The organism is Arthrobacter sp. CJL-S3 (genome assembly GCF_056711635.1).
Window position 1 is genome coordinate 3,113,515 of the sequence record NZ_CM160046.1, and the last position, 16,433, is coordinate 3,129,947.

The window sequence follows — 16,433 nt, forward strand, 5'->3', positions numbered from 1 at the left end:
TTCCGCGCCGCCTAGGAGGTCTGGGCGGGGCGTGTCCCGCGGCCCCCGAGGGCACGCGTGACGTCGCCGGCCTGCTTCAGGGTGGCGCGGAGCTCCTTCGGCAGCGAGAACAGCAGGTCCTCTTCAGCCGTGACGACTTCCTCGACCGCGCCGTAGCCGTAGTCGGCGAGCAGGCGCAGGACGTCCTTGACCAGGACCTCCGGGACCGAGGCACCGGAGGTCACCCCGACGGTCGCCACACCCTCGAACCAGGACTCGTCCACCTCATTGGCGAAGTCCACGCGGTACGAGGCCTTCGCGCCGTACTCCAGCGCCACCTCAACGAGCCGGACGGAGTTCGAGGAGTTGGCCGATCCGACCACAATCACGAGCTCGGCCTGGGGTGAGATCTTCTTGATGGCCACCTGGCGGTTGGTGGTTGCGTAGCAGATGTCGTCGCTGGGCGGGTCCTGCAGGGTGGGGAACCGCTCCTTGAGCAGGCGGACGGTCTCCATGGTTTCGTCCACGCTGAGCGTGGTCTGGGAGAGCCAGATAACCTTCTCCGGGTCCCGGACCGTGACCTTGTCGACCTCATGCGGGCCGTTAATGATCTGGATGTGCTCGGGGGCCTCGCCCGCGGTCCCTTCGACTTCCTCGTGGCCGTCATGGCCGATCAGCAGGATGTCGAAGTCGTCCTTCGCGAAGCGCACCGCCTCCTTGTGCACCTTGGTCACGAGGGGGCAGGTCGCGTCGATGGTCCGCAGGCCCCGGTCCTCGGCGGACTGGACCACGGCGGGTGAGACACCGTGGGCGGAGAAGATCACCAGGGCGCCCTCGGGGACCTCGTCGGTCTCGTCAACGAAGATGGCGCCTTTTTCCTCCAGGGAACTGACGACATGCACGTTGTGGACGATCTGTTTGCGCACGTAGACCGGCGGACCGTAGTGCTCCAGCGCTTTTTCCACCGCGATGACCGCACGGTCGACGCCGGCGCAGTAGCCGCGCGGGGCCGCGAGCAGGACCTTTTTCGGGCCGTCAACCGGGGCTGCAGCCAGGACTTCTTCCGGCGTGCGCCGCCGGCGCGGAACGGTTGGCATCGGAATGGAAACAGCAGTGGAAGTCATGCCCCAATGCTACCGGTGTTGGGCGGGCCGCCGATCTGGCCGCGGCCGCAGGCGCGGCGGCGGACGCTCAGGCGCCTCGGCGCCCGCCGAGGACGCGCAGCACGAGTCCGACTGCCAGCAGGACGCCGCCGGCCACGGCGGCCGCCAGAGTCCACTGGCCGAAACTGGAACCGGCGGCGGCGACGAACTCGCTCTTGAAGATCTCCGCGACCGCGTTGCCGCTGCTCGTTGCCGTCACGGCCCCCGCGGCGGCGTCGGCGGCCAGCTTCCAGGCGCCGGCGAGCACCAGGCCTCCGAGCCCGATGCCGGCCAGGACAGTCCAGCGCCGCCGGGCGGCCACAAAGGCCAGTGCGAAGGCGATGAGGGCGCCGACGGCCAGGGCGTAGCCCATCGGCGCGAAAGCGGAGATCCGGTCGAGGAGCTGCCGGTGCTCGGGCTGCCCGATCGTAATCAGCAGCTGCTCCGGAGCCTCCAGCGGCAGGGTGGTGGCGTCCGCCACCTGCTTCGCCACCAGACCGACGAGGGGAGCCAGGTCCAGGGTCAGCGACGTGGCCGGGCCGGCCTCGGCTGTCGGTGCGCCGGGGTCGGCGAAGTTCAGCTGGTGGCTCTTGCGCAGTGTTTCGGTCCAGGCCTCCGGGTAGCCGGGCATACTTGTCAGCGACCGGGCCGCGCTTTCCAGGATCGGGTTGACCAGTCCGCTGAGCGCAGCCGGGATCCGCTCCGCGCCCAGGCTGCCGACGGCGGCCGCGGCCAGCCGCTCCTGGAACACAGGATCCTTGCCCAGCGGCGCGGTGAACGCCACGAAGCCGTCCTGCTGGACGATGTTCCGGTCCACCCACATGGCCGGAACGGCGACAGCCGCCAGGGCAAGCCCGATAAGTACCGCTACGGCCGAGACAAAAGTGCGCACGAGAAAGTCCTAGGTGGTTGGTGGGTAGTGCCCATCCTACGGGGGGCGGCCTGCGGAACGATAAAGTCGGCCCCCGATGATAGAGCTATGGATAGAGTTGAAACCGACAAGTTCGAGTTGTCGGCCGGTGGCCTTTCCTGACGCGCAGTCGCCGGGGCCGCACCTGCTGACATCCCCGCCCCGGCAAAGGACACCGACGCATATGCACCAGGCCATTTCCGCCCCGGGACACGGGCATGTCTGAGGACGTTGCGGCCGCCACCACGGTTCCGGGCACGGCGGCTGAGACCAGCCCGGACAACCCCTGGCCGCTGCAGCTGCTGTCCCAGAAACTCAAGATGCACATCGACCGCGCGCCCTCCGCCTGGGTCGAAGGCCAGGTCATCGAACTGAACCGGCGGGGCACGAACGCCTACCTGACGCTGCGGGACATCGATGCTGAGATCTCCCTCCCCGCCGCCGTCTGGACCAATGTGCTGGACCGGCAGGAGACCCCGCTGGAGCGCGGCTCCCGGGTGGTGGCCCTGATCAAGGCCGAATTCTGGCTCAAGACGGGCCGGCTGAACATGTCGGTGAAGGACATCCGGCCGGTGGGCCTCGGCGACCTGCTCGCCCGGATCGAGCGCCTGCGCCATGCCCTCGCCGCGGAAGGGCTGTTCTCCGACGCCCGCAAGAAGCGCCTGCCCCTGCTCCCCCACCGGATCGGCCTGATTACCGGCCGCAACTCGGACGCCAAGAAGGACGTGCTGCGCAACGCGGCGCTGCGCTGGCCCGCCGTCGAATTCGAAATCCGCGAAGTGGCCGTCCAGGGCAACACTGCCGTCGCGCAGGTCATCGCCGCGCTCCGCGAGCTGGATGCGCATCCCGAGGTGGACGTGATCGTGATCGCCCGCGGCGGCGGCGCCCTGGAGGATCTGCTGCCTTTCAGCAACGAGGAACTCATCCGGGCCGTGTCGGACGCTGCCACGCCGGTGGTCAGTGCGATCGGCCACGAGGCGGACCGGCCGATCCTCGACGATGTCGCGGACCTGCGCGCCTCCACACCGACCGACGCCGCCAAGCGGATCGTCCCGGACGTTGTCGAAGAGCTCGCCCGCGTCCGTCAGGCCCGCGACCAGCTCCGGCGTGGTGTCACCCGGTTGGTGGAACGTGAGACGGACCGCCTGGCCTCCCTGCGCTCCCGACCGGTGCTGGCGTCCCCCGAAGTCATGGTCAACAACCGCCACGACGACGTCGAACGGCTCAAGGGCCGCTCCCAGGCGGCGGTCACGACCGCCGTCGTCCGGGCCGCCGACCAGCTGGTCCACCTCAAGGCCCAGGTCCGGGCGCTTTCGCCGCAGAAGACCCTGGACCGGGGGTACGCCGTCGTGCAGCTCGCCGGCGGCGACACAGCTCCCGGGACCCGGCGGGACGTCGTCCGGCACCCTGACCAGGCGCCGTCGGGCACGCCGCTGACCGTCCGGGTGGCCGGAGGCCGGTTCACCGCGGAGTCGACCGGCGGCCAGGAACCCGCCGGCGACTGACAAACCACCCACCCGAACGATCCGTCCCGCGGGACGGAGCAAGGAGCAGCACGCCATGACAGCAGAAACACAGCCCAACACCGACATCGAGGGCCTCAGCTACGAGGAGGCCCGCGAGCAGCTCGTCGGCATCGTCACCCGGCTCGAAACCGGCGGGGCGAGCCTCGAGGAGTCGCTGGCGCTCTGGGAACGCGGCGAGGCGCTGGCCAAGCGCTGCGAACAGTGGCTCGAAGGTGCCCGCAAGCGCCTGGCTGCGGCCCGAGACCAGCCCGCCCAGGCCGGCTAGCCCGCGCCGGCCGGTCAGGAACGCTCGACGAGTTCCCGTTCCAACGCGACGTCCAGGTCCGGAACCGGCCACTGCAGCTTGAGGCCCTCCATCGCGTCCAGCAGCAGCTGCTGCACGGCGATCCGGGCGTACCACTTCTTGTTGGCCGGGACGACGTACCACGGGGCGAGCTCGGTGGCCGTCTTCTCGAACGCCTTCTGGTACGCGTCCATGTAGTCGCCCCAGAACGCGCGCTCTTTCAGGTCATTGCTGCTGTATTTCCAGAGCTTCGCCGGGTCATCCAGCCGCGCGAGCAGCCGCTCCTTCTGCTCATCGCGGCTGATGTGGAGCATCACTTTGACGATCCTGGTGCCGGCGGCCGTCTGCCTGGCCTCGAATTCGTTGATCGCGTTGTAGCGGCGCTCGAGTTCCTTCGGATCTGCCCAGCGGTGGACGCGGTGGATCAGGACGTCCTCGTAATGGGACCGGTCAAAGACGCCCACCATGCCGGCGGCCGGCACTTCCTTCTCGATGCGCCAGAGGAAGTCATAGGACTTCTCTTCCGGCGTGGGTGCCTTGAACGACTTCATCTGGACGCCATGCGGGTTCATGGCTCCCATGACGTGCGTGACAATCCCGCCTTTGCCGGCCGTATCCATGGCCTGCAGGATCAGCAGGATGCGTTTGGTCCCGCCGAAGCGCGATTCGGCGAAAAGCTGTTCCTGGAGCAGGGCGAGGTTGTCATCGAGGTCGTCGAGCAGCACCTCCCCGTCGTTCTTGTCCCCCGGGTAGCCGGGGGTGGAGTCCGGGTCCGTGTTCTTCAGGCTGAAGCCTTTGCCGACCTTTAAGGTCTCGGAGGGGTGCTCCTTGAATCCAACGACGTCTGACATCCCTTGCCTCTTTCCGGTTCAGGCAGCCTCCGTTCGGACCGCCGGACCACCGCCCGCCGCGCTGCTGAGCTCAGGCTAGTTCCCCTTGTACCGGCTCAGGAAGTCCGCCATGCGGTTGATGGCCTCTTCCAGGTCCTTCACGAGCGGCAGGGTGACCATCCGGAAGTGGTCCGGGCGGACCCAGTTGAAGGCCCGGCCGTGGGAGACCAGGATCTTCTGCTCGCGCAGCAGGTCAAGGACGAACTTCTCGTCGTCGCGGATGCGGTAGACCTCGGGGTCGAGCTTCGGGAAGAGGTACATGGCGCCCCGGGCCTGCTGGGTGCTGACCCCGGGAATCGCGTTGAGCATGTCGTAGGCCTTGTTCCGCTGCTCGAGCAGGCGCCCGCCCGGCAGGATGAGGTCATTGATGCTCTGGTACCCGCCGAGCGCCGTCTGGATCGCGTGCTGGGCAGGGACGTTGGCGCACAGGCGCATGTTCGCCAGCAGGTTGATGCCCTCGAGGTAGTCGGCGGCGTCCTTTTTCGGGCCGGAGATGGCCATCCACCCGGCACGGTAGCCGCACACGCGGTACGCCTTGGACAGTCCGCTGAAGGTCAGGCACAGGACGTCGTCGCCGGTCAGGCTGGCCATGTTCACGTGGACCGCGTCCTCGTAGAGGATCTTCTCGTAAATCTCGTCGGCGAAGAGGACCAGCCCGTGCTTTTCCGCCAGGGCGACGATCTTTTTGAGGGTGTCTTCCGGATAGACGGCGCCGGTGGGGTTGTTCGGGTTGATCACCACGATGCCCTTGGTGCGCGGCGTGATCTTCGCTTCGAGGTCCTCCAGGTCCGGCTGCCAGCCGGATTCCTCGTCGCACAGGTAGTGCACGGGACGGCCGCTGGCCAGGGCGACGGAGGCGGTCCACAGCGGGTAGTCGGGGGTGGGGATCAGGACTTCGTCGCCGTCATCCAGCAGTGCCATGAGGGACATCGTGATGAGCTCGCTGACGCCGTTGCCCAGGTAGATGTCATCCACGTGGATGTTCTGGATCCCGCGGGTCTGGTAGTACTGCGACACGGCGGTCCGGGCCGAGAAGATGCCGCGGGAGTCGCTGTAGCCCTGGGCGTGCGGCAGGTGGCGGATCATGTCCACCAGAATCGCGTCCGGCGCTTCGAACCCGAACGGCGCCGGGTTTCCGATGTTCAGTTTGAGGATGCGGTGACCCTCTGCCTCCATCTGCTGGGCGGCCAGGAGGATCGGTCCACGGATGTCGTAAAGGACATTATGAAGCTTGGTGGACTGCTTGAATTCTGCCATTCATCAAATATGCCATATGGAGGATGTACTTCCGCCGAGATCTGTCTCACAGGGGGTGTCCCGCCGTCACAGGCGGCGCACGCCCCGTAAAAAGCTTCGGCGGCTGCCGGGCTCCCCCGTGAACCGGAGGAGTCCGGCAGCCGCCGTCGTACGTCAGAGCGGTCCGGACGGGCCGCTTACTGGACCAGTCCCTTTTCCTTGAGCCAGGCCGCCGCAGCGTCCTTGGGGTTCTGCTTCTGGCTGCCGCTGACGGCGCGGTTGAGGTTGATCAGGTCCTCGGTGGTGAGGACCTTGGACACGGCGTTCAGGGTTTCCTTCGCCTTGTCCGTCATCTTCGCCGTGTTGTACAGCGGGAGGACCTGCTGGGCGATGAAGTTGTTCTTCGGGTCCTCGAGCACCACCAGGTCGTTGTCCGCGATGGACGGGGTGGTGGTGTAGATGTCGGCCACCTGGACCTGGTCCGAGAGCAGGGCCTTGAGCGTCACGGCCCCGCCGCCGTCGCTGAACGGTTCCAGCTTCTTGGGCACGCAGCCGTAGTTCTTCTCCAGGCCGGGGAGCCCGTAAGCGCGTTCGGCGAAGGTCGCCGGGGCGCCCACGACGATTTCGCTGCAGACCTTGGCGAGGTCCTCGATCGACTTCAGCTGGTACTTCTCCGCGGTGGCCTTGGTGACGACCATGGCGTCCTTGTCCTCGGCCTTGGAGGGCTCCAGCACCGCCAGGCCCTCGGGCAGCTTGCCCGGCAGCGCCTTGTAGATGTCCTCGGCCGAGACCTCCGTGGCGTCCTTGCTGACGTGCAGCAGCAGGTTGCCGCTGTAGTCGGGGATGATGTCCACCGAACCGTCCTGGACGGCCTTGAAGTAGACCTCGCGGGAACCGATGTTCGGCTTGGTGCTCGCCGTGACGCCGGCACCGTTCAGCGCCCCGGCGTAGACCTCGGCGATGATCTGGCTCTCGGTGAAGTCGGCGGACCCGATCACGAGGGCCGAGCCCGAACCGGAGGCGGCTCCGCCGGTGGCGGGGGCCGTGGAGAGCGGATCGGATGAGCCTCCGCAGGCGGACAGTGCCATGGCCAGGCCTACCCCGGCGGCCAGGCCGCCGAATGCGCGCCTGCCGAGTGCTCGTTGGCGGGTTTCCTTCATGACGTACCTCCTTGAACAACAGTCCCCGCGGGTACGGGGTCTGTGAGATCAACCGCAGCCTGCTGGCTCCGGTTTGGCTGGGTTGAGGCTCCCTGGGACAGGAACAGCCTCTGGATGAGGGCAAGGACAAGGTCGACGGCGATCGCCAGTCCGGCGATGAGCAGGGACCCGCCCAGCATCTGGGGGAAGTCCGAGAGCACGAGTCCGTCGAAGAGGTACCGGCCGAGGCCGCCGAGGTTGATGTAGGCCACCACCGAGACGGTGGCGATGGCCTGGAGAACACCGGTCCGGAACCCGCCGTACATCACTGGCAGGGCGTTGGGGAACTCGGCGCGGAACAGCACCTGGAGTTCCGTCATGCCCATGGCCCGCGCGGCGTCAACGACGTTCCGGTCCACGCTGGCGATGCCGGCATAGGTGCCGGCGAGCAGCGGCGGCACCGTCAGGATCACGAGGGCCCAGATCGGCGGCATCAGCCCGATGCCGGCCAGCAGCACGAAGAGGGTGAGCAGGCCGAGGGTCGGCAGGGCCCGGAGGGCACCGGCGACGGCGACGGCGGCGACCCGCCCGCGGCCGGTGTGCCCCACGTACAGGCCGATGGGGACGGCGATAGCCGTGGCGATCGCCATCACCAGCCCCGTGTAGAGCAGGTGCTCGGCCAGCCGGGCGGGGATCCCGGCGCTGCCGGACCACTGTTCCGGGTCGGCGAGCCAGGCGAAGGTGTCGTTCACGACGCTCATGAGGCACCGCCGGTGGTCTGCGCATCGGACAGCCGCAGCGCCGCGGCAGCGGGGCCGGGCTTGCCGGGGCCGGAGTCGGCGCCGGTGGCGGTGGCCGTGGCCGTGGCGGCGGGCGTGCGGGTCCAGGGGGTCAGCAGCCGCTCGAGGAGGACCAGGACGGCGTCCATCAGCAGCGCGAGGATGAGGATGGCGATGATGCCCACGACCACTTCGGTGATGAAATCACGCTGCAGGCCGGAGGTGAACAGCATGCCGAGGTTGCCGATGCCGAGCAGCGCCGCGACGCTGACCAGCGAGATGTTGCTGACCGAGACCACCCGCAGCCCGGCGAACAGCACCGGCAGGGACAGCGGCAGATCAATCTGCAGGAACCGTGCGAGGGGTTTGAACCCCATGGCGACGGCGGCCTGCCGGAGATCCTCGTCCACCGAGTCGAAGGCGTCCAGGGTGGCGCGGACCAGGAGGGCGACGGCGTAGATGGTCAGTGCCACCACCACATTGACGGGGTCCAGGATGCGGGTTCCGAGGATGGTCGGCAGGATGATGAACAGCGCCAGGGACGGGATGGTGTAGAGCAGGGACGACGCCGTGAGGACCACGGAGCGGAGTCCGCGGTTCTGCCGGGCCACCTGGGCCAGCGGGACGGCGATGAGCACCCCGAACACCATCGGCAGGATGGCCAGGACAAGGTGCTGGCCGGCGAGGCTGAAGACCTGTTCGCTGTTGGCCAGGAACCACTCCATCAGCGCGCACCCTGGCGGATATGGCGGTCCGACTCGATGACGGCGAGGACTTCCTCGGCGGTGATGACCCCGGCGACGCGGCCGTCCGTATCCACGGCGACGCCGAGACCGGAGGGCGACGACAGGGCCGCGTCGAGGGCGCGGCGGAGCGTGTCGCCCTTCCGGAAGAGGGATCCGCCGGGCACAGTCGCCGTGCCCTGGCCGGGACCGGACCAGCCGAGCGGACGCAGGCTTTCGTCGACCACCAGCTGCCACTCGCCGGAGGCGTTGCCTGCCCGGTCGAGTTCATCGGGGGTGATCGTCTGGGCCGGGTGCACGGTCACGCCGTCGGACGGGCTGAAGGCCAGGTGCCGGAAGCCGCGGTCGCGGCCCACGAAGGACGCCACGAAGTCGTTGGCCGGGGCTCGCAGGATTTCCTCCGGAGTGGCGTATTGCGCCAGTTTCCCGCCGAGGCCGAAGACCGCCACTTTGTCGCCGAGGACGGTGGCCTCGTCAATGTCGTGGGTGACGAAGACGATGGTCTTGGCCAGGTCGCGCTGCAGCCTGAGGAGTTCCTGCTGCAGTTCATCGCGGACCACGGGGTCCACGGCGCTGAAGGGTTCGTCCATGAGCAGCACGGGCGGGTCGGCGGCGAGCGCCCGGGCCACGCCGACGCGCTGCTGCTGGCCGCCGGACAGCTGTGAGGGGTACCGCTTGCCCAGCGCGGAGGCCAGCCCGACGACGTCGAGCAGCTCCTGCGCACGTTTCCGCGCCTCGGCCTTGGAGACGCCGTTAAGCCGGGGAACGGTGGCGATGTTGTCCAGGACGGAACGGTGCGGCATCAGCCCGGAGGACTGCATGACGTAGCCCATGGACCGGCGCAGCTTCGCCGCCGGCACCGCGGTAACGTCCTGGCCGTCCACGGTGATGGTTCCCGAGGTCGGTTCAACCATGCGGTTGATCATCCGCAGCGAGGTGGTTTTGCCGCAGCCCGAGGGCCCGACGAAGACCGTGATGGCGCCCTTGTCGATGGACATGGTCAGGTCATCGACGGCGGGCTGGCCGCCCTGGTAACGCTTGGTGACGTTCTGGAACTCGATCATGGCTTCAGCCATTTCCGGGGCTTACCTTACTCTTGGCGGCAACAACGGACGGTCCAGCCAACTGATCATAGACACGCTGATTTTTGGCTGTAAAGCAGGTAGAACTCAGCCTAACCAGCGCGGCTGACAATGTCAGGGATATCGTCGAGGGCGCTGTGGCTGACGTAGTCATTCGAAGCGCAGGCGACTTTGGATGGGTGCCGCGCGGAAATACTTCCCCGCAGCACCCCTCCACCGCCCCGCGGCGCTGTTGCTGGTCACCTCCGGGCCGGTCAGCGGGTCTGCCGGCCGCCGCCTTTGGACCCGCCCCGGCCCTTCCGGCCGCGCTTCCCGCCCTCGTTGGCCGCGGCCTGGTAGCTGTCCCGTTCTGCCGCACGCTGGCTCTTGCCCGCGGCCGAAATCTGCTGGTGCCACTCCCGTGCGTAGGCGCGGCGGGCAGCGGCATCGTGCCGCCGGGCCAGGGCAGCGAGTTCGCGCTGGAGTTTCAGGTAGCTCTCCCACCGGCGGTCATCGAGGGACCCGTCAGCGAGCGCGGCCTGCACGGCGCAGCCGGGCTCGCTGCCGTGGGCGCAGTCGGAAAACCGGCACTCGGCGAAGAGGTCCTCGAGGTCGCCGAACATCTCCGCCATCCCGCTGTCGGCGTCGAACAAACCGAAGCCGCGCACTCCGGGGGTATCCATCAGCACGGCGCCCCCGGGCAGGGGCACGAGTTCGCGGGAGGCCGTGGTGTGTTTGCCCTTGCCGTCGCCGGCCCGGACTTCCCCCGTTTCCTGGACCTCCGCGCCGGCGAGGGCGTTGATCAGGGTGGATTTGCCGGCCCCGGAGGGACCCAGCAGCACGAGGGTTCCGCCGGGCGGGAGATGGCCCAGCAGTTCGTCGAGGCCGTCGCGTTGTTCCGCGGAGGTGGTGACCACCGCGACGCCGGCGGCCTGGAGGATTACCTTGCCGACGACGTCGTCCGCGATGTCGGCGAGGTCCGCCTTGGTGATAATGACCAGCGGGGTGGCTCCCGAGTCCCAGGCCGCGACGAGGGTGCGTTCGAGCCGGTTGTGGGTGAGCGGACGGTCCACGGGCACGACGACGCCGACGATGTCCATGTTGGCGCCGAGGACCTGCGCCTCCGAGGAGGCGTCAAAGGCGCGTTTGCGGCTCAGTTCCGAGTGCCGCGGCAGGATCCCCGCGATGGCGGGCTCCCCCGCGGTATCGGATCCGAGCCAGACCCAGTCGCCGGTGGCGGGCAGCTCTCCGGTGCCGGGATACGGCAGATGGAGGGTCGTATCGTGTGTGGCGATCAGGACGAGGTTGCGGTCCACGCGGATGACCCGGCCCGTGCCGGTGCCGCCGGGCACGGGATGGGCCGTGAACCGTGCGGCGACGGCGGCGGTGAAGCCGTACGCTGCCGGGCCGGCGGTGGGAGTGCTGGGGATGGGGTCGGTGGCGCCGGAGGCGCCCGGATGTGCACAGGAAGTAGTCAACGAAAACCCTTTGGTGGGCCCCGGTGCACGTGCCGCGCTGCGGGTGGAACCTGGCAGGGGTTGCGGCTAGTGGGTGCTGATGGCCGGGGCAGGAATGATGGGCTGGCTGATGTTGGCGCGCAGTGCGCACCGGACTGTTGCAGTCATCGTCTCCACCTCCCCGTTCCCGCTGTCGGCTTGTCTGCCGTTTTTCAGAATAGCCGGATGCCCCGGGCCTGGCTAGGAATCGCGCCGGAAAAGTTGCCCGGCCAGGAAAGTTACCCGGTCAGGGCAGCTGGCGGGTCAGGACAGCTGGCGGGTCAGGACAGCTGCCCGTTCAGGGGCCGCTCGCGGTGGAGCCGGAGTGCGGCGTCGACGAGCGAGACCTTGTTGAGCCTGGGAACGTCCTCCAGCGGGATCCAGTCGGCGTGTGTGGTGCTGCCGTCCACTTCGTGCCGCAGCTCCCCGCCGGTAATCGTTGCCTCGTAGATGACCGGAGGGACTGGAAGTCCCGTTCGCCGCCGTCGATCCGGATCTCCGCGGGCCAGTGCCCGACGTCGATCCCCAGCATGACGCCGACGTCCGCGTGGTACCCGGTTTCCTCGAAGATTTCCCTGCGGCAGCCATCGACTGGGTGCTCGGCCAGGTCCAGGCCGCCGCCCGGCAGGGTCCAGCCTTCCTTGCCGCCCTGCTTCCAGTACGCCAGGAGGATGGCGCCGTCGCGGATGATGACCGCGTAGGCGGCGGGCCGGGTGTCGAAGTTGAGGCTCATTCCTCCAGCGTAGTGGCCGACGGCGCAGTAGCCCGGTGGGCCGGGTCAGTCCTGCTCGGCCACGAGCTGGAGCACCCCAAAGACAGGGTCCTGCTCCAGGACGCGGACGTCGATGATGCCCTCGGCGGCGAGGGCTGCGCGGAAGGATTCCTGCAGGCGGGGGACGTTCATGCCCAGTCCGCTGCCCAGGATCACCGGGCCGTCGATGCCGAGCTTCCGGACTGTCTGCAGCGCCAGGGCCGCCAGGTCCCGTCCGGCCTGGTCCACGAGTGCCTGGCTGGCGGCGTGGCCGGCGGCGGCAGCGTCGACGACCAGCCGGGCCCGTTCGGCCCAGTACCGGCGTCCGGTGTCCGGTGAGTGGAAGAGCGCGATCAGCTTGTTGGGATCATCCACACCGCAGGAGGCCAGCAGCGCGGTGGTGAGCTCGTCGGGTTCCAGCCCCTGGTTCATCCGCCGCAGGCTGTGGCGCACCGCCTCTCGGCCCAGCCAGTACCCGCTGCCTTCGTCGCCAAGCAGGTAGCCCCAGCCGCCGGCGCGTGCCTCCTCGCCCTGGCTGTTCCGGCCCCACGCGGCCGAGCCCGTTCCGCCGATGACGGCGACGCCGGTGCTAGCGCCGCCGGCCGCCAGCAGGAGCCGCGAATCGTGGACCACGGTGATCCGGGCTCCCGGCACGTGCGGCGCGATCAGGGCAGCGAGCGCGGCGGCGTCCTCGTCGGTATCGATGCCGCCGGCTCCCGCGTAGACCTGGGCGACCGTTCCGCCGCCGATCCGGGCGAAGAGCTCCGCGAGGTGCAGAGCCGCCTCCTCGCGGCTGACGTTCTGGACGTTGGAGCTGCCCACCGATTCGTCGGCCACGACGGTGCCGTCCTCGAAGCGGACGCCGCGGGTCTTGGTCCCGCCGATATCGAGGCCGATCACGGCGGCGGGTGCGGTCGGGGCGACGGGGTCCGCCGCCGGCGGGATGTCAGAATGAGTCACCGGAACAGCCTACTGAATCCTCTCCAGGAGTGAGCAATGTCGCACGACATCTTTGGTACCCGCATTATTGCCGCCCCGATGGCCGGCGGGACTTCCACGCCAGCCTTCGTGGCGGCCGTGCATAACGCCGGCGGCCTGGGCTTCCTGGCCGCGGGCTATAAGAGCGTGGATGCCATGCAGGCGGAGATCCGCAGGGCCCGCGCCTCCGGGACCCGATTCGGCATAAACGTCTTCGTTCCCGATCCCGCCCAGCTCCCGCCGTCCGCAGCGGTGGTGGCGCAGCTCGAGGACTACCGCGCCCGGCTGCGGCCGGATGCCGTGCGGTACGGCGTGGAGGTCCCGCCGCTGCGGCTCGACGACGACGACCACTGGCAGGGCAAGATCGATGCGCTGCTGGCCGATCCGGTGGAACTGGTCAGTTTTGCCTTCGGGCTGCCCGGGACCGATGTTGTCCGGGCGCTGCAGCGCTCAGGCTCCGCCGTGCTCGCCACAGTCACCACGGTGGACGAGGCGCTGGAGGCCGCCGGGCAGGGCGTGGACGCGCTGGTGGTGCAGCATGCGAGCGCCGGCGGCCACAGCGCGGCGTTCCGGCCGGGCGCTGCGGCGCAGGATGCCGGACGCGCTGACACCCGGCCGGGCACGACGGCGGGGCTGCTCGCCCGGGTGCGGGCCGCCGTCGGGCTCCCGCTGCTGGCCGCCGGCGGGGTGATGGACCGCGCGGGCCTGGAGGAGGTGCTGGCCGCGGGGGCACAGGCCGCCCAGCTGGGCACGGCGTTCCTGCGCACGCACGAAAGCGGGGCCCGGCAGCTGCACAAGGACGCCCTCGCCAGCCCGCACTTCACGCAGACCCGGCTGACGAAAGCGTTCACCGGACGGCCCGCCCGGGCGCTGGTCAACGAGTTTGTCCGGGACCACCCCGACGCGCCGGAGTCCTATCCCGCCGTGCACCACCTCACCGCTCCCCTGCGCGCGGCCGCGGCTGCCGCCGGGGATGCGGAACGGCTCAACCTCTGGGCCGGGACGGGCTGGCAGCGGGCGCGGCCCGGTTCCGTCGCTGAGGTGATGGCGGAACTGCTGGGCTGACGGCCGGCACCGGGGCCTCCGGCGGACGCCCGGCTCAGGTGCCGGAGCGGCCGCGGACGAAGCCGGCCAGGAGTTCCGGGCCTTCGCTGAGCACCAGCTCCCGGAACAGCCGCACCGGGTCCGGCTCGGTGTCCGTCCCGCCCCGGCGGCTCCGCCAGGCCAGCCCGATCTCCCGGAAGGCCAGTCCGGAATCCAGGGCGAGCTCCACCCAGCCAAGGTCGCCGGACTGCCCGGGGGTGTGGCGTCCGGGGGCCGGGCCGCCGGGCGGGAGAATGCTCACGCCGAGACCTGCCGAGACGAGGCCCCTGGCCGTGTGGGAATCCTGGCTCTCGAAGGCGATGCGGGGCCGGAAGCCCGCCTCCCGGAACAGGGCGTCCGTCAGCGAGCGCATGCCGTAGCCGGCACCCATCGCCACGAACGGGTCCTGCCGGATCTCCGCGAGGCCCGCGCTGCGCCGCGTCGCGAGGGGATGCCGGTGGTGGACCACGAGCCGCAGCGGTTCCCGGTAGAGAGCGGCGGAGGAGATCAGCCGGCTCGGCGCAGCGACCGGGGCGGTCAGGGCCAGGTCCGCGTCGCCGGCGGCCAGTTCCGCCAGGCAGCCGTCCCGGGCGCCCTGGCTGAGGTCGAACGCCGGCTGCGGATGCCGGCTGCGGAAGGCGCTGATCAGCAGCGGCAGCATTGCCTCGCCGAAGGTGTGCTGGAACGTCACCGCGATCCGGCCGCGCACCACCTCCGACTCGTGCCGGACCAGGTCCAGCCCGCTCTGGAACTCGCCGAGCGCGGCCTCGATGTGCGGCAGGAGCGCCTTCGCGGCGGGGGTCAGCCGCACGCCGCGGCCGTCGCGGATCAGCAGTTCCGTCCCGATGATGCTGCTGGCCCGGGCGATTCCCCGGCTCACCGTCGACTGGGGCAGTCCCAGCACTTCGGCGGTCTCCGTGATGTGCGGGGTGCGCCCGAGTTCGGCCAGCAGGGGCAGCAGCGGCAGGAGCTGGACCAGCTGTTTGTGTTCCACGTCCATGGCCCGTCCTCCAGATCGTTCCGTATTTGCTATTAATTCTATGAGAATCATGCATTGGAGGCATGTCTTTCGGAAGCCTATTCTGGGAAGATGCCCCGCCTTCCAATGCTCCGCCGCCCCGCTGCCCGCGACCAGGCCCAGGTCCAGGGCCGGGTCCAGCCGGACCCTGCCGACGGGACCCCTGCTGTTTGGCCGGGGCATCCGAAGGGGTCCGCGGCCTACCGGAAGATTCTGGCCGGCCTGGCGTTCGCGGGCGTCGCCACCTTTGCCCAGCTCTACTCCACCCAGGCGGTGCTGCCGATGATGGCGGCGGATCTGCAGATCACGGCGGCCGAGGCGGCCCTCACCATCTCGCTCGCCACCGTGGGGCTGGCGGCGACGGTCCTTCCGTGGTCGTTCCTGGCCGACCGGATCGGCCGGGTCCGGGCCATGATGTGGGGCATTTCTGCTGCCACGGTCCTGGGCCTGCTGGTCCCGCTCGCCTCCAGCTTCCCGATGCTGCTGGGCCTGCGGATGCTCGAGGGCATGGCACTGGGCGGCATCCCCGCCATCGCCATCGCCTACCTCAACGAGGAGGTCAACAGGGCGCACGCCGCGCTGGCGGCCGGAACCTACGTAGCCGGTACCACCCTGGGCGGACTCGCCGGCCGGCTGCTGGCCGGCTTCGTCGGCGAAGTCTGGGGCTGGCGGGCCGCGGCCCTGGCTGTTTCGATCCTGGCCGCCGTGGCCGCGGCCCTGTTTGTGGTCCTCGTGCCGCAGGCCCGGGGGTTCACGGCCGCGGCGGCCGGCGGCTTCCGCGGGGCCTTCCGGACGCTGGCCGGCCACGGGCGGAATCCGCGGCTGCTGGCTCTCTACGTCCAGGCGTTCCTGCTGATGGGCGGCTTCGTGGCTGTCTACAACTACCTGGGCTTCCGGCTCTCCGGCGAACCCTTCAGCCTGCCGGCCACCATCATCAGCCTGATCTTCCTGGCCTACCTCTCCGGCACGGTCTCCTCCCGCTGGGCCGGCGGACTGACGGAGCGGTTCGGGCGGCGCACGGTGCTGATTGCGGGGACGGTGCTCATGGCGGCCGGCCTGGCCCTGACCCTGACCCAGCTGCTCGGACTCATCATGGCGGGCCTTTTGCTGTTCACCGCCGGCTTTTTTGCGGCGCACAGCGTCGGCGCAGGCTGGACCGGGGCGATCGCCACGACCGGCCGGGCCCAGGCGGCCTCGCTCTACAACCTCGCCTACTACCTCGGGTCCAGCGTCATCGGCTGGGCCGGCGGACTGGTTTTCCAGTCACTGGGCTGGACCGCGCTGGCGCTGACCGTGATCGGTCTGGCCTGCACGACGGCGGTGATCACCGCCGTCGTGCATCCCGCCCGCCCGTCGGCCGAGGCGCGGGCCGACGCCGGCAGCTGAAGCTGCAGCCGGCGCCGGCCGCTGAGGGGACGC

At 69.5% G+C, this 16,433-nt stretch carries 15 protein-coding genes and 1 pseudogene; 4 read left to right on the plus strand and 12 right to left on the minus strand.

Features of this window, described 5'->3' with window-relative positions; all coding sequences use genetic code 11:
* Nucleotides 1-11: 11 nt before the first annotated feature.
* Nucleotides 12-1,103, minus strand: coding sequence for a 4-hydroxy-3-methylbut-2-enyl diphosphate reductase (locus AC06G6_RS14125; protein ID WP_479823042.1), 1,092 nt, complete (start codon nucleotides 1,101-1,103; stop codon nucleotides 12-14).
* Between the two features lie 67 nt (nucleotides 1,104-1,170).
* Nucleotides 1,171-2,013, minus strand: coding sequence for a hypothetical protein (locus tag AC06G6_RS14130; protein WP_479823044.1), 843 nt, complete (start codon nucleotides 2,011-2,013; stop codon nucleotides 1,171-1,173).
* A 236-nt stretch (nucleotides 2,014-2,249) separates the two neighbouring features.
* Between AC06G6_RS14130 and xseA the strand changes: the two genes are divergently transcribed.
* Nucleotides 2,250-3,536, plus strand: a complete 1,287-nt coding sequence (xseA, locus tag AC06G6_RS14135; RefSeq protein ID WP_479823046.1) for an exodeoxyribonuclease VII large subunit — start codon at nucleotides 2,250-2,252, stop codon at nucleotides 3,534-3,536.
* 55 nt (nucleotides 3,537-3,591) lie between these two features.
* Complete coding sequence (locus AC06G6_RS14140) at nucleotides 3,592-3,822, plus strand: exodeoxyribonuclease VII small subunit (RefSeq protein WP_479823048.1); 231 nt, start codon at nucleotides 3,592-3,594, stop codon at nucleotides 3,820-3,822.
* A 14-nt stretch (nucleotides 3,823-3,836) separates the two neighbouring features.
* On the opposite strand, the gene AC06G6_RS14145 is transcribed toward AC06G6_RS14140, so the two are convergent.
* The 9 genes and pseudogenes from AC06G6_RS14145 to AC06G6_RS14185 form a co-directional block, all read right to left on the minus strand.
* Nucleotides 3,837-4,691 (minus strand): PPK2 family polyphosphate kinase, encoded by an 855-nt coding sequence (locus AC06G6_RS14145; RefSeq protein WP_479823050.1) that lies wholly within the window; start codon nucleotides 4,689-4,691, stop codon nucleotides 3,837-3,839.
* Nucleotides 4,692-4,766: 75 nt separating this feature from the next.
* The gene (locus AC06G6_RS14150) at nucleotides 4,767-5,987 is read right to left on the minus strand and encodes a pyridoxal phosphate-dependent aminotransferase (RefSeq protein ID WP_307460270.1); all 1,221 of its coding nucleotides are present in this window, start codon (nucleotides 5,985-5,987) and stop codon (nucleotides 4,767-4,769) included.
* 176 nt (nucleotides 5,988-6,163) lie between these two features.
* Nucleotides 6,164-7,126: an ABC transporter substrate-binding protein gene (locus AC06G6_RS14155; protein ID WP_479823053.1), complete on the minus strand. Its 963-nt coding sequence runs from the start codon at nucleotides 7,124-7,126 to the stop codon at nucleotides 6,164-6,166.
* Nucleotides 7,123-7,866, minus strand: coding sequence for an ABC transporter permease (locus tag AC06G6_RS14160; RefSeq protein WP_479823055.1), 744 nt, complete (start codon nucleotides 7,864-7,866; stop codon nucleotides 7,123-7,125). The genes AC06G6_RS14155 and AC06G6_RS14160 overlap by 4 nt, the downstream gene beginning before the upstream one ends.
* Nucleotides 7,863-8,609 (minus strand): ABC transporter permease, encoded by a 747-nt coding sequence (locus AC06G6_RS14165; protein WP_479823057.1) that lies wholly within the window; start codon nucleotides 8,607-8,609, stop codon nucleotides 7,863-7,865. The genes AC06G6_RS14160 and AC06G6_RS14165 overlap by 4 nt, the downstream gene beginning before the upstream one ends.
* Nucleotides 8,609-9,703, minus strand: coding sequence for an ABC transporter ATP-binding protein (locus AC06G6_RS14170; protein ID WP_479823059.1), 1,095 nt, complete (start codon nucleotides 9,701-9,703; stop codon nucleotides 8,609-8,611). The genes AC06G6_RS14165 and AC06G6_RS14170 overlap by 1 nt, the downstream gene beginning before the upstream one ends.
* A gap of 260 nt (nucleotides 9,704-9,963) precedes the next feature.
* Entirely contained in the window at nucleotides 9,964-11,118 is a 1,155-nt protein-coding gene (gene rsgA / locus AC06G6_RS14175; RefSeq protein ID WP_479828689.1) for a ribosome small subunit-dependent GTPase A, read from the minus strand.
* 347 nt (nucleotides 11,119-11,465) lie between these two features.
* A pseudogene (locus AC06G6_RS14180) lies at nucleotides 11,466-11,917 on the minus strand (NUDIX hydrolase).
* A 45-nt stretch (nucleotides 11,918-11,962) separates the two neighbouring features.
* Entirely contained in the window at nucleotides 11,963-12,895 is a 933-nt protein-coding gene (locus AC06G6_RS14185; RefSeq protein ID WP_479823061.1) for an N-acetylglucosamine kinase, read from the minus strand.
* Nucleotides 12,896-12,931: 36 nt separating this feature from the next.
* Here AC06G6_RS14185 and AC06G6_RS14190 point away from each other — a divergent pair, with 36 nt between their 5' ends.
* Nucleotides 12,932-13,978: a nitronate monooxygenase gene (locus AC06G6_RS14190; protein ID WP_479823063.1), complete on the plus strand. Its 1,047-nt coding sequence runs from the start codon at nucleotides 12,932-12,934 to the stop codon at nucleotides 13,976-13,978.
* 34 nt (nucleotides 13,979-14,012) lie between these two features.
* Here AC06G6_RS14190 and AC06G6_RS14195 read toward each other — a convergent pair whose 3' ends face one another.
* A complete protein-coding gene (locus AC06G6_RS14195; protein ID WP_479823065.1) occupies nucleotides 14,013-14,996 on the minus strand; it encodes a LysR family transcriptional regulator in 984 nt (327 codons plus the stop codon).
* 90 nt (nucleotides 14,997-15,086) lie between these two features.
* Here AC06G6_RS14195 and AC06G6_RS14200 point away from each other — a divergent pair, with 90 nt between their 5' ends.
* A complete protein-coding gene (locus AC06G6_RS14200; protein ID WP_479823067.1) occupies nucleotides 15,087-16,400 on the plus strand; it encodes an MFS transporter in 1,314 nt (437 codons plus the stop codon).
* Nucleotides 16,401-16,433: the final 33 nt, after the last annotated feature.